This is a genomic window from Kitasatospora sp. NPDC098663 (genome assembly GCF_044760075.1).
Lineage (GTDB): Bacteria > Actinomycetota > Actinomycetes > Streptomycetales > Streptomycetaceae > Kitasatospora.
In genome coordinates this window covers 1-12,830 of record NZ_JBIWAP010000021.1, presented here as the reverse complement: position 1 = coordinate 12,830, position 12,830 = coordinate 1, and the positions used below count along the sequence as shown (strand labels likewise).

Here is a 12,830-nt window from a genome sequence, read left to right as displayed (position 1 = left end):
CACCACCTGCACGAACCGCAGACCCACCCGCCGACTACGACTTCCAGTCACACCGGGCCTGAGGGCGACGCCCCGGGCGGGCGTCGCCCTGCCGGGCACCCCGGGGATCAGCGGTGCTTGAACTCCTCGATGGCCTCCCGGACGGTGTTCTTCATCTCCTCGCTGCCGATGTGCCCCGAGTCCTCGGAGATGTGCAGCCGCACGCCCGGCCACGCCTTCGCCAGCTCCCAGGCCGTCTGCACGGGGCCGCCCATGTCGTGCCGGCCGTGCACCAGCACCCCCGGGATGCCGGCCAGCTTGTGGGCGTTGCGCAGCAGCTGGTCCTCCTCCAGCCAGGCGCCGTTGCTGAAGAAGTGGGCGCAGATCCGGACGAACGCGATCTGCTCGTCGGCCTCCCGGGCGCTGTACATGCCGGGCGAGCCGTTGGGCTCGTTCGAGATGACCGCGTCCTCCCAGGCCAGCCAGTCGGCGGCGGCCTTCTCCCGGACCGCCCGGTCGGGGTTCTCCATCAGCCGCGCGTAGGCGGCGAGCAGGTCGCCGTCCCGCTCGGCCTCGGGCACGCCCTCGCGGAACCGGTCCCACGCCTCGGGGTAGAAGGACCCGGCGCCCCGGTAGAGCCAGTCGGTCTCGGCCCGGCGGGTCGTCGTCACCGCCTGGATGATGATCTCGCTGACCCGCTCGGGGTGCTGCTGCGCGTAGGCGAGCAGGAGGGTCGAACCCCAGGAGGCGCCGTTCAGCAACCACCGCTCGATGCCGAGGTTTCGGCGCAGCCGCTCCATGTCGTCGATCAGGTGCTGCGTGGTGTTCAGGCTCATGTCCGCCGCCGGGTCGCTGGCGTGCGGGGTGCTGCGGCCGCAGTTGCGCTGGTCGTAGCGGATCACGCGGTAGCACTCCGGGTCCCACGCCCGGGTGGGCCGGTCCGGCGTCCCCGCGCCGGGGCCGCCGTGGACGTACAGGACGGGCTTGCCCTCGGGGTTGCCGAGCTGCTCGTAGTAGACCCGGTTGCCGTCTCCGGTGTCGAGGAAACCGTGGGCGTAGGGACTCGTCGGAGGGTAGAGATCAACCATGACCGTCGATCCTAGGGCGCGGGCGCGTTCGGGGCCCGTGCTTTTCCGCCCAACCTGCGGGGTGGGAACGGCCGTTCGGCGAATGACCCCGCCCCATGCCGCAGCCGCCTTCGCCGGCGGTGGTCACCACCGGCGAAGGCGGCATGGCTTCAGGTCAGGGCTTGATGCGGGGGGTCAGGGCTTGATGCGGACCACCTGCGGGTCGTGGTCGCTGGCCTGCTGGGCGAACTCGGCGTTGATGTGCACCACGTCGTACTTGGCGTAGCCGACCTCGGGGCTGACCAGGATGTGGTCCAGCACCTGGGAGTTGCCCTGGTAGACGTACGAGTACTGCTCGGTCTCCGGCAGTTCGTTCACCAGGTCGAGCAGCACGCCGTCCTTGGTGAGCGCGGCCAGCGCGGGCGAGAACTGGTAGTCGTTGAAGTCGCCGAGCGAGACGACGCGCGCCTCCTTGTCGGCGGCCAGCAGCTTGGCGACGAAGGCCTGCTCGACGGTGGCCTGCTTGACCCGCTGCACCTCGGAGCTGCGGGTGGGGGCCTGGAAGCGGCTGTCGATGCCCTGGTCGCCGCCCTTGCTGTTGAAGTGGTTGGCGATGACGAAGACCTTCTTGCCGCGGAAGGAGAACTGCCCGACCAGCGGCTTGCGGCTGTTGGTCCACGCGTCGTCGGTCGGGGCGATCCGGCCGGGCGAGGCGGTCAGCGCGGTGGTGGCGCCGCTGCCGGCGACGTCCACGGCACTGGTGGCGGAGCCGCCGGGGATGTCGGTGAAGGAGACCCGCTGCGGGTTGAACAGGAACACCTGCCGGATGTTGCCGCCCGGCTCGCCGCCGTCCTTGCCGTCCTGCGGGTCGATCGAGCGCCAGTCGTACGCCGGGCCGCCGGCCGCCTTGATCGCGGCGATGAACTTGGCGACGGTCTGGCTGGCGTCGACCGTGCCGTCGTTCTTGGCGCCGTTGTTGTCCTGGATCTCCTCCAGGGCGACGATGTCGGGCGAGCGCAGGTTGGTGACGATGCCCTGGGCCAGCTCGGCGAACTTGGCGTCCGGGTTGCCGGGGGCCAGGTTCTCCACGTTGTAGGTGGCGATGGCGAGTTCGCGGTCGGCCGCCTTGGCGGTGACCTCGCGCTGGAGGTGGTTGTCCTGGAGCGTGCCCAGGGTGCCGGCGACGAGGGTGTAGCCGCCGAACTGGTTGTAGTCCAGCGGGCCGGTGGTGGTGCCGGTCAGCACGTCGCCCACGTTGGCCACCGGGAACGGCTGCTGCGGGGTGACCGCCGCCTGCTGCTGCACCATCAGGCGGCCCACGTTGGGCTCCGCGTACGACTCGTACAGCACGCCGCCGCGCTTGCTGCGCTGGTCCTGCCGGTCGGCGGCGACCCACAGCTCGTTGTACTTGTCCGTCGCCTGTATCACCCGGACGTCCTTGACCTGGACGAGCATGCCCTCCAGCGACTCGTAGAAGTCCAGGGTGTACTTCTCCGGGTTGAGCGGCAGCGCGTCGATGCTGCCGCCCGCGGGCGCCGGCGGGGCGTAGGTGCCGGGGATGTTGCGGGTGTCCACGACCACCGGGGCCGGCAGCGGGTTGCCGGAGGACAGTACGGTGACGGCGGGGCCGGTGAGCTCGGTGACGGACTGCGAGCCGCCCGCGAAGTTCGGGTAGTACTCGGTGACCTTGCCGCTGACCAGGACCGAGTCGCCGGCCTTCACGGTCGGGTTGCCGCCGGTGTAGACGAAGATGCCCTCGCTGGTGGCCGGGTCGGCGTCGGGGTTCGGGTCCTGCATCCAGAAGCCCTTGGCGCTGCCGTAGGCGCGCACGCCGGTGACGACGCCGGGCACGCCGGTGACGGGCTTTCCGGCCTGCGGGGAGATCCGGGTGGTGCCCTGGATGTCGTGGATGCGCAGCGGTCCGGCCTCGGTCGGCCCGGCGGGGGCTGCGGCGTTCGCGGCGGCGGGCGCGGCGTTCGCGGCCGGCAGCGGGACGAGCACCAGCGAGGCGGCCAGTCCGGCCGGGAGGATCGCGGCGCGCAGCAGGGCCCGGCGGGGGCGGGGAGCGGGGGCGGTGGTCACCGGGTCATGACTCCTAGCTCCGTCGTGCGGCACGGTCGTGGCACGGCGGTCGAGGGTGGAGCGGGGGCACAGGGTGTCGTCGACCCGGCGGGCCTGCGGCCGCCGGGCCGTGACGCATGGTCAGGCGGCGTGCCCACGGCACGCGCTACCCGCGTAGATGAAGCGGAAGCCGGTCACCCGCCTTCTGCAGCGCCCTCAAGATACGCGCGTAGAAAATGACGCGACAAGACCCCGTCAGTGAACTTCTGGTTCCGCTCCGGCCCCTTGCGCCTACCCCGCTCCCTCAGCCCGCCTCGACGGCCCCTCAGCCCGCCTCGATCCGCTCCACGATCAGCTCGCACAGCTCGTGGGTGCGCAGGGCGTCGTGCGCGTCCAGTGCCTTGCCGGCCCGCACCGCGTCCAGGAAGGACAGCACGCACTGCTCGATGCCGCGCTGGCGGGCGACGGACACCCAGTCACCACGCCGACGGACGGTGGGCTGGCCACGGTGGTCGATCACCTCGGCGAGGTTGTGCACCGCCCGCTTGGAGTCGGCGCCGGAGACCTCCAGGATCTCCTCCGTCGAGCCGGAGAGCCGGTTCATGATGCCGAGCGCCGTGAAGCCGTCCCCACCGAGGGTCAGGACGACGTGCTCGACCAACCCGTCCCGGACGCGGGCGCGGACGTCGGCGTGCTCGATCTCTCCGGGGGCCAGGAAGCGCAGGGTGTCGACGACGTGGATGAAGTCGTCGAAGACCAGGGTGCGGGCGGCCTCCGCGAGGCCCTCGCGGTTCTTCTGCAGGACGATCAGGTCACGGGGGCGCTCCTTGGCCTGGGCGTAGCCGGGCGCGTACCGACGGTTGAAGCCGACCATCAGCGAGCGGCCCGTCCGGTCGGCCAGATCGACGAGCCGGCGGGCACCGTCCACGGTGTAGTCGAGCGGCTTGTCGACGTAGACGTCGACACCGGCCGTCAGCAGCTGCTCCACGATCGGGACGTGCTGGCTGGTCGCGGCGTGCACGAACGCCGCCCGGATCCCGCTCCCGATCAACTCCCCGAGATCGGTGAAGCGGTGCTCGGGCGCAATCCGGTGGGCGTCGCCGAGGCGGTCGAGCTTGGCCCGGTCCCGGGTCATCAGTCGCAGGTCGAGGCCCGGCATCGCGCCGAGGACGGGCAGGTACGCCTTCTGGGCGATGTCACCGAGGCCGATGACCCCGACCGGGAGCAGGGTGTCGGGAACAGCGGTCGAACTCATGAGGTCTCCAGTGGTGCGCTCGGTCATCGGCCGTACCCACCCTATTCGCTGGCCGCCTCCCGACCCACCAGCCACTTCCGCATCTTCCAACTCTCCTTTACTCCTTAATAGTTGAGCCATTCGACGGCAATGGAATCCCCTAGACTTCGATCCACCCGGTGCCCGGCTCGGCGCACCGGCCGACAAGGGGAGGACATGATGAGGACCCCGGCAGGCGCGTTACGGCGCGGATCCCGCTGGACCGTCTCGGCGGCGACGGCGGTGGCCCTGCTGCTCGGTGGGGCGGGTGTCTCGGGAGCCTCGGGGGCGGCCCCCTCCGGCGATCCCGCCGCCCCCGCCTCCGGCGTTCCGGGGGCCGTCCGGCTCGCGGAATTCACCTGGGAGAAGGTCACCGAGGCGGTCAGTCCGGACGGCCGGACGGTCTACCTCGTGCTGACGGACGTGGTCGGCGGGCGCCAGGGCGTCTACCTGTCCACCGTCGACACGCAGACCGGCACGGTGACCGCCCGCCTCCCGCTCGGCGACCCGGCACCCTACGGGCGGCCGGCCCTCAGCCCGGACGGCACCCGGCTGTACGTCGGAGTCGGCTCCGCCCTCTACGTCATCGACACCGGGACCAACACGGTCAAGGCCCGCATCGCCGCGCCGGAGCAGCAGCTCCCGGCAGGCTGGACCCCGGGCGCGGCGACCAGTCTGGCCACCGACCCGGACGGCGAGACCCTCTACGTCGGCCAGTCCGGGCCCTCGGGCCCCGCCGGGCAGGAGGAGCCGGGCCGGATCCTGGAATTCTCCACCGGCGACCAGGAGTTCATCGACCAGACGGCGGTCACCGGCCACACGGTCAACGATCTCGCCGTCCTGCCCGACGGCAACTACCTCTACGCGGGCACCAACCTCGACCTGCTGCGCCTCGACATCAGGACCGGGATCGGCACCGTCAAGGTCGTCGACCTCGGGGCCAAGGACGAGCTGGCCCTCTCCCCCGACGGCTCCTTCCTGCTGGCGCTCGGGTTGGTCCGCACCTACTCCGACGGCATCGGGCTCGAAACGGGCACGGGCAAGGTGCGCTTCGTCATGAAGTACGGCTCCGGCTACTTCGAGTTCCACCACCCGGCGATGAACGCCGACGGCAGCCGCGTCTACCTGCTCTTCGGCCCCGAGTACAGGCTCCCCGTTCCGCTGCACACGTTCGTACCGGGCGAGAACCGGTTCGACGAGAGCGTGCCCCTCTCCATCCCCGACCCGTACATCCACGCCCTTACCGTCGGGCCGGACGGCCACTCGCTGTACGTCGCCGGCTGCGACTACTCCGACTCGGCGAAGGGCTGCTTCCTGCGGACCCTGCGCATCTGACGCCGTAGCGCGAGCGGCCCCGCGGGGGCGGCCGGTCGCCGGGTGTTCGGTCGCCGGCTGTTCGGCGGCCCGGTGTTCGGCGGCCGGCATTGACAGCCCCGCGCGCGACGCGCTGGGATGAGGCGAGGGTTCGTCACGGGGGGTCCGGTCGACGGGACCGGCTGCTGCGCGGTGGCCCACCGGGGGTGTCGTGGAGGCGTTACGAGCCACTGACCCGACGACGGTCGGCGGCCGGTACCGGCTGCTCGGACGCCTGGGCAGCGGCGGGATGGGCGTGGTGTACCTCGGGCGTTCGCCGGGCGGCCGGCTGGTCGCCGTCAAGTGCGTGCACCGGGAGCTCGCCGCCGACCCGGAGTTCCGGCGGCGCTTCGCCCACGAGCTGGAGGCCGTACGGCGGGTCGGCGGGTTCCACACCGCCCAGGTCGTCGACGCCGACCCGGACGGCGACCCGCCGTGGCTGGTCACCGCCTACGTTCCGGGGCCGTCCCTGGCCGAGGCGGTCGCCGCCCACGGCCCGCTGCCGGAAGCGTCGTTGCGCGTCCTCGGGGCGGGGCTGGCCGAGGCGCTGGACGCCATCCACGCCGTCGGCCTGATCCACCGGGACCTCAAGCCGTCGAACGTGCTGCTCGCCGACGACGGGCCGCGCGTCATCGACTTCGGGATCGCCCGCGCGCTGGACGGGACCGCGATCACCCGGACCCAGGTCGTCGTCGGCACGCCCGGCTACATGGCGCCTGAGCAGATCGCGGGTGGCGCGATCGGGCCGGCCTGTGACGTGTTCAGCCTCGGCCACGTGCTCTGCCACGCTGCCGGGTGCGCGCCGTTCGGCCACGGTGCAGCGCAGGTGATGCTCTACCGGGTCATGCACACCGAGCCGGATCTCGACGGCGTCCCGCAGGCCCTGCGCCCGGCGATCGCCGCCTGTCTGGCACGCGATCCCGCCGACCGGCCCACCCCCGCCGAGTTGCTGGACCTGTTCGGGCCGGCCGCGCACGACGCGCCCGCCGGGGCGTGGCTTCCGGCGCAGCGGCGGGCGGCTCCGGCCCACCCCGGGCCCCCGCCGATCGGGCCACCGAACGACCCGGACGACCGCACCCGTACGGCGATCACCGAGCTCCGGCAGGCTCCCGACGCCCCGCCGCCCGGTGGCGGGAAGCGCCGGCTCCGCTGGCTGCCGGTGCCGCTCGCCCTCGTGCTCGTCGCCGCCGCCGTCTGCGTCCGCCTCTTCGTGATGACCGGCGGCTCCGGGCCGCCGGACTGCTTCCCGTCCGGCGGTGCCCCGGCCGACTCCCCGCCCCCGGCCAGGGTGACCAGCGTGCCCGCGGGGACTCCGCACCCGCCCGAGCCCACCGGGCCCGCCGACCGGACGGTCATCGAGCTCGGCCAGTCGGTCACGCTCAGCTGGGCCCACGCCGCCGCGATGTCGCGGGTCTTCGCCGGGCTGGGCGACGACGCCCCCCGTTACACCACCTGGCTGAGCTCAGCCGCCTGCACGTTCACGCCCACCGCCGCCGGGCTGTACCGGTGGGAGGCGAGCACCGCGAACGCCGCCGAAGGACAGGCCGGCAGCGCGTGGTCCGAGGACCGGTTCCTGTTCGTCAGGGCGAAGGGCTCCTCGACGCCCGACCCCGGGCACGACGCCCCGGCCGTCCCCCGCCTGCTGGCCCCGGCGGACCAGGCCGTGGCCAAGGCCGGCCGGCCGGTCTCCTTGAGCTGGGCGGCGAGCGGCTTCTCCTCCCACGCCTCGGTGCTGTCGCCCGACGGGACCTGGCAGAACATGCCCTGGCAGGACGCGTCGACCTACCTGTACACCCCGCCCTCGCCCGGGGTCTACGTCTGGAACGCGTTCACCGAGGCCAAGGGCGGCTGCGACGGCGGGACCTGCGCCAGCGGGGCGAGCGCGCAGCGGTACCTGATCGTGGAGTGAGGCCCCCACAGCCTTCGGCCGCTACTTGAGGAACGCCGCCCCGGCGAAGAGCCGGGCGGAGTTGGTGCGGTCGATGGCGGCGCGGGTGGTGTCGAGCAGGTAGTCGGCGACGTACGCGGGCACGCCGGGGACGCCGGGGCCGGGCAGTTACGAGGGGTGGACCGCCGAGTTCGGCCATGTCCCCGCTCACCCGCAACCGGGCCTACCGCGAAGGGGCGCCGGGCCCGTCCGCCGCCACCTGCTACGCCCAGCGGGCCTCTGCAGCGGTGTTCATCACCGAGGGCAGCCAGCCCAGCCCCACCGGCCAGGGCTTCGTCCGCACCCCGGGCCTGCACGGCCCCGAGCAAGCTGCGGGCCTCGGCCTCCGCCGCGACCTCCAGCCGTCTGGTCCCCCACGGCCCCTGCAACACCGCCGGGCCGTCCGGCCGCGGCGTCAGCAGGGTGTCCTCCCGGAGCGAGCGCAGCTCGCGATACGGCCGCCCCCCGTCCGGCGCGACCGGTAATCCCACGTCCACGGCCTCCCGTCAGCTGGTTCTCCGGCACCGAGTCTGCCCGCCTCGTCTCGCGGCGCGCCAGTGATCCCGCCATGTCCGGATCGTGAAGTTCTCACACTCCCGTCCGGTGGGATCCCGGGTTGTCCGGTAGGCCGTCCGGTCCCGGGCGCTCCCCTCCCCCCCCCGGTCCGGCCCGGGCTCAGGCGCCCGCCGCGGCCGCCTCGGCGAGGGCGTCCAGCACCGGGCGGATCAGCGGGTGCCCGTCGGCGCCGGCCCGGACGGCGGCGAAGACCCGGCGGGTGGCGAGCTCGCTGTCCACCGGCCGGACGGCGATCCGGCCGAGGTCGACGCCGCGCAGCGCCGAGCGCGGCACGAGGGCGACGCCCGCGCCCGCCGAGGCGAGGGCGACGACGGCCCGGAAGTCGTCGGAGGAGTGCACCAGGCGCGGCTGGAAGCCGGCGTGCTCGCAGGCCAGCAGGACGACGTCGTGGCAGGGGTTGCCGGGGTAGGGGCCGATCCACCGTTCGTCGGCCAGGGCCGCGACCGCGAGCGGACCGCCGTCGGCGGCGAGCGGGTGGCCGAGCGGCAGCACCGCCTCGAACGGCTCGGCGTACAGCGGGACGCGGGTGAGCCGGGCGTCGTCGGCGCGCGGGGCGCCCCGGTACTCGACGGCCACCGCGAGGTCGGCCCGGCCGTCGAGGACCATCGGCAGGCTGGCGTCGCCCTCCGCGTCCAGCACCTTGAGCCGCACCCCGGGCGCCCGCGCGGCCAGCAGCCCGATCGCCGGGGCGAGGACGAGCGCGATGCCGGTGGCGAAGGAGGCGACGGTCACCTCGCCGGAGACGCCCGCGCTGTAGGCGGCGAGGTCGGCCTCGGCGCGCTCCAACTGGGCGAGCACGGCGTCGGCGTGGCCGAGCAGGATCTCCCCGGCGGCGGTCAGCCGCACCCCCCGGCCCTCGCGGGCGAGCAGGTCGTGGCCGGTCTCCTGTTCCAGGGCGGCCAGCTGCTGGGAGACGGCGGAGGGGGTCAGGTAGAGGGCGGCCGCCGCGGCGGTCACGGTGCGGTGGTCCGCCACGGCCCGCAGGGTCCGCAGCCGTCGGGCGTCGATCACAGGCCAATTCTGCCAGCGTGCCGGGGCCGCCCGGACCGGGCCCGGAGCCGGGGCGGGGTTCGGGCCCGGTTCCGGGTAAGGGGCGATACGACCGGTGGCGTATTTCCGGACGAGATCGCTTCGCCCGGTTGACCACCCGGCCCGGGCGACGATTGGCTCTTCCCGAGCCGGGCCGCGGGGGTGACGAGGGCCCGGCGCCGTCATCAGGGGAGGATGTCCATGACCACCGCACGAACCCGCCGTTGGCTGGCCCGCACCGCCGGCGTCCTGGTGGCCGCCGCCGTGGCCGGGGCCGCGATGCCCGCCGCCGAGGCCCGGCCGCTCAAGGGGGACACCTCCCGGGTGAGCGAGGGGCCCAAGGGCGAGCAGCTCGACGGCACCTCGTCCGCGCTCGGGCTGAGCGCCGACGGCCGCTCCGCGCTGTTCAGCTCGACCGCGACCAACCTGCTGCCCGGGGCCGGCACCCCGAACTCGGACGAGATCTACGTGCGGGACCTGCGCAACGGGCACATCGAGCGGGTCAGCGTCGCCGCCGACGGCTCCAAGCTGGACGCCGCCACCGACCAGGCCGCGATCAGCGGCGACGGCCGGTACGTGGCGTTCAGCACCGCCGCCACCAACGTGCTGCCCGGCCAGCCGAAGCACGGCAGCGACGTCTTCGTCCGCGACCGCTGGACCGGCCGCACCGAGCTGATCACCGCCGCCGGCCCGGCGAGCACCGACGACCAGAGCATCCGCACCGCCGACAGCCCCACCCTCAGCTGGGACGGCCGCTTCGTCGCCTACGCCTCCAGCCGCACCGACCTCGCCCCGGGCGTGAAGCGCGGCAAGAACAACATCTACGTCACCGACCGCTGGACGCACACCACCCGGCTGGTCACCTCCGGCACGGAGGGCGAGGGCGCCGACAACAACTCCTTCGGTCCGACGATCAGTGCGGACGGCTCGACCGTCGGCTTCGGCTCCCGGGCCGGGAACCTGCTCCCGGGCGCTCCGGCCCCGGCCACCGACCCGGCCACCGGCGCCGGGTCGCCCCAGCTGGCCGGGCCCCGCTTCTACCCGTACTACGTCTGGAAGGCCGGCACCGGCCGGATCGCCGGCGCCAGCCTGGACGACACCGGGGCGCTGAGCGACGGCGGCCGCGACGGCCGGATCAGCCCGGACGGCCGCTACGCGATCTACAGCCTCCCGGTCTTCATCGGCGGGGCCCCCGCCCCGGCCCACGGCATCCGGATGGACGTGTACGTGCACGAGCTGGCCACCGGCAAGATCACCAAGGTCAACACCGACCTGCCGGGCACCACCGCCAAGTGGTCCTCGTCCGGTGGCGTCATGACGCTCGACGACCGCTGGGTCTACTTCGACTCCGCCGCCGAGAACCTCGTCCCCGACGACACCAACTCCGCCAGCGACATCTTCCGCCGCGACCTGTGGACCGGGCGGATCGAGCGGGTCAGCCTCACCCGGAGCGGCGGGCAGAGCACCGCCTCCTCCTACGGCCCGTACGTGGACGCCACCGGCGACACGGTGATCTTCGACGCCTCGGACGGCGACCTGGTGCCGGGTGACACCAACACCTTCCTGGACGTCTTCCTGCGCCGCCTGTGACGCCCTGACTCCCCTGCCGCATACGTCCGTTGACGTATTTTCGGCCGAGATCACCCGTGGGCGTTGACCACCGGCCCTCCCGACGATTGGCTCTCCCGAAAGCCCGTCGCCGGGAGGGAGCCCGGCCGGGCGACCCCCGGGGAGGCAGACGTCATGACACGCAGCACCCGTACCACCCGCAACCGGTGGCTGGCCGGCGGCGGCAGCATTCTCGCGGCCACCGCCGTACTCGCCGTGACCGCCGCGCCCGCCCAGGCCGACCGGGCCGACCGGGCGCCGCGCGGCACCGTCCAGGTCAGCGTCGGGGTGAACGGCGCCGCGCCGGACAACCAGTCGTGGAGCCAGGCGATCAGCGCCGACGGCCACTACGCCCTGTTCACCTCCTGGGCCACGAACCTGGTGTCCCAGCCCGCGAAGAGCGCCCGCGACGCCTACGTCCGCGACCTGCGGACCGGCCGCACCGAGCGGATCAACCTGGCCGCCGACGGCAGCGCGCTGGACGGCTTCACCGACAACGTCGCGATCAACGCCGACGGCCGCTACGTCGCCTTCGACAGCGACGCCGAGAACGTGGTGCCCGGCATGCAGGTCCAGGGGCGCGACGAGGTGTACGTCCGCGACCGGAAGACCGGCCGCACCGAGCTGATCAGCGGCGGGCTCACCGGCACCGACACCGACAAGTTCCACGCCTCCTACGCGCCCTCGATCAGCGCGAACGGCCACTACGTGGTCTTCGGCTCCAGCCGCAAGGACCTCGTCCCCGACCTCCAGGGTGACGCCCCCTCGCTGGCCAGGCCCTACACCTGGGACTACAACATCTACGTCACCGACCGCTGGACGGGGAAGACCAGGCTGGTGACCCGCGGCGTGGACGGCAAGCCGGGCGACGGCATGTCCCTCCACCCGACGATCAGCGCGGACGGCCGCACCATCGGCTTCACCTCCATGGCCGACAACCTGCTGCCCGCCGACCAGACCCCCGCCCCGGCCGCCGGGGGCGCCGCCGCCCCCGCCGACGTGGAGCTGGCCCCGGGCATCGCCCCGGCCCTGCCGCACAGCGCACAGAAGGGCCTGGCCCAGCCGAACCTGGCCCGGCCGGTGACCGCCCCCTACTACACCTACGACGTGGAGTCCGGCCGGATCTCCGCCGCCAGCCTCGACCTCGACGGCAAGCTCGGCGCCGCGAGCTTCGACGCGACGATCAGTCCCGACGGGCGGCGCGCGATCTACGCCCTGCCCGAGCCCGGCGGGTCGACCGGCGGCCACCGGTTCCACACCGTGCTGTACGTCCGGGACCTCAGGAAGGGCACCGTGACGAAGATCAGCGGCGGCCTGCCCGGCACCACCTCGGTCGGCTCCTCCGACCACGCCCGGATCACCGCCGACAACCGCTGGGTCTACTTCGCCTCCGCCGCCGACAACCTGGTGGCGGGCTCGCAGCACCCGGGCTGGGACGTCTACCGGCACGACCTGCGCACCGGCCGGACCGAGCGGGTCGCCACCGCCGCGGACGGCTCGCTCGGCAACGGCTCCTCGACCGACCCGGTCGTGGACGCCCGCGGCCGCACGGTGGTGTTCAGCTCGACCAGCGGCAACCTGCTCAGCGGCACCGGCGGCCCGGCGGGCACCGACTCCCAGGTCTTCGCCCGCGCCACCGCGCACCACGGCCACGGCGACGCCCAGGGCGACGACCAGGACCAAGGCCAGGACCAGGACAGCGACGACTGACCGTCGACCGCCCGTCGACCGCCGCCCGCACCGTGAACCGCGGACGGGGGCGGGACGTCGGCCGGGCCGGCGTCCCGCCCCCGAAGCGGGAGGGTGGGGCAGATGGTTGGTGGGCCGTGGGGGGGGGGGGGGGGGGTGGGGCCCCCCCCCCCCCCGCCCGGCCCCCCCCCCGCCCCCCCCGGCCCCCGCCCCCCCCCCCCCCCCCCCCGGCGATAAGGGTGGGGGAGGACAGAGAAGCCCCCGGGCC

9 protein-coding genes are annotated in these 12,830 nt (G+C 73.7%); 5 read left to right on the top strand and 4 right to left on the bottom strand.

The window, feature by feature from the left end; all coding sequences use genetic code 11:
• Positions 1–107: 107 nt before the first annotated feature.
• The 3 genes from pip to ACIQVZ_RS22565 all read right to left on the bottom strand — a co-directional run bounded on the left by pip (position 108) and on the right by ACIQVZ_RS22565 (position 4,362).
• On the bottom strand, positions 108–1,067 hold the full coding sequence (pip, locus tag ACIQVZ_RS22575; RefSeq protein WP_402452411.1) for a prolyl aminopeptidase: 960 nt from the start codon (positions 1,065–1,067) through the stop codon (positions 108–110).
• A gap of 174 nt (positions 1,068–1,241) precedes the next feature.
• A complete protein-coding gene (locus tag ACIQVZ_RS22570) occupies positions 1,242–3,128 on the bottom strand; it encodes an endonuclease/exonuclease/phosphatase family protein (protein ID WP_402452410.1) in 1,887 nt (628 codons plus the stop codon).
• A gap of 304 nt (positions 3,129–3,432) precedes the next feature.
• A complete protein-coding gene (locus tag ACIQVZ_RS22565) occupies positions 3,433–4,362 on the bottom strand; it encodes a Gfo/Idh/MocA family protein (protein WP_402452408.1) in 930 nt (309 codons plus the stop codon).
• A 195-nt stretch (positions 4,363–4,557) separates the two neighbouring features.
• Between ACIQVZ_RS22565 and ACIQVZ_RS22560 the strand changes: the two genes are divergently transcribed.
• The 3 genes from ACIQVZ_RS22560 to ACIQVZ_RS22550 all read left to right on the top strand — a co-directional run bounded on the left by ACIQVZ_RS22560 (position 4,558) and on the right by ACIQVZ_RS22550 (position 8,145).
• Positions 4,558–5,715: a hypothetical protein gene (locus ACIQVZ_RS22560; protein WP_402452407.1), complete on the top strand. Its 1,158-nt coding sequence runs from the start codon at positions 4,558–4,560 to the stop codon at positions 5,713–5,715.
• Between the two features lie 190 nt (positions 5,716–5,905).
• Positions 5,906–7,642, top strand: a complete 1,737-nt coding sequence (locus ACIQVZ_RS22555; protein ID WP_402452405.1) for a serine/threonine-protein kinase — start codon at positions 5,906–5,908, stop codon at positions 7,640–7,642.
• A gap of 176 nt (positions 7,643–7,818) precedes the next feature.
• Complete coding sequence (locus ACIQVZ_RS22550) at positions 7,819–8,145, top strand: hypothetical protein (RefSeq protein WP_402452404.1); 327 nt, start codon at positions 7,819–7,821, stop codon at positions 8,143–8,145.
• Positions 8,146–8,335: 190 nt separating this feature from the next.
• On the opposite strand, the gene ACIQVZ_RS22545 is transcribed toward ACIQVZ_RS22550, so the two are convergent.
• Positions 8,336–9,247, bottom strand: coding sequence for a LysR family transcriptional regulator (locus tag ACIQVZ_RS22545; protein ID WP_350879719.1), 912 nt, complete (start codon positions 9,245–9,247; stop codon positions 8,336–8,338).
• A gap of 219 nt (positions 9,248–9,466) precedes the next feature.
• Between ACIQVZ_RS22545 and ACIQVZ_RS22540 the strand changes: the two genes are divergently transcribed.
• Together ACIQVZ_RS22540 and ACIQVZ_RS22535 are read left to right on the top strand one after the other, a co-directional pair.
• Positions 9,467–10,855 (top strand): TolB family protein, encoded by a 1,389-nt coding sequence (locus ACIQVZ_RS22540; protein WP_402452403.1) that lies wholly within the window; start codon positions 9,467–9,469, stop codon positions 10,853–10,855.
• A 153-nt stretch (positions 10,856–11,008) separates the two neighbouring features.
• Positions 11,009–12,583 carry a TolB family protein gene (locus ACIQVZ_RS22535; protein WP_402452402.1) on the top strand — a complete coding sequence of 525 codons (1,575 nt, stop codon included), beginning with the start codon at positions 11,009–11,011 and terminating at the stop codon, positions 12,581–12,583.
• Positions 12,584–12,830 lie beyond the last annotated feature (247 nt).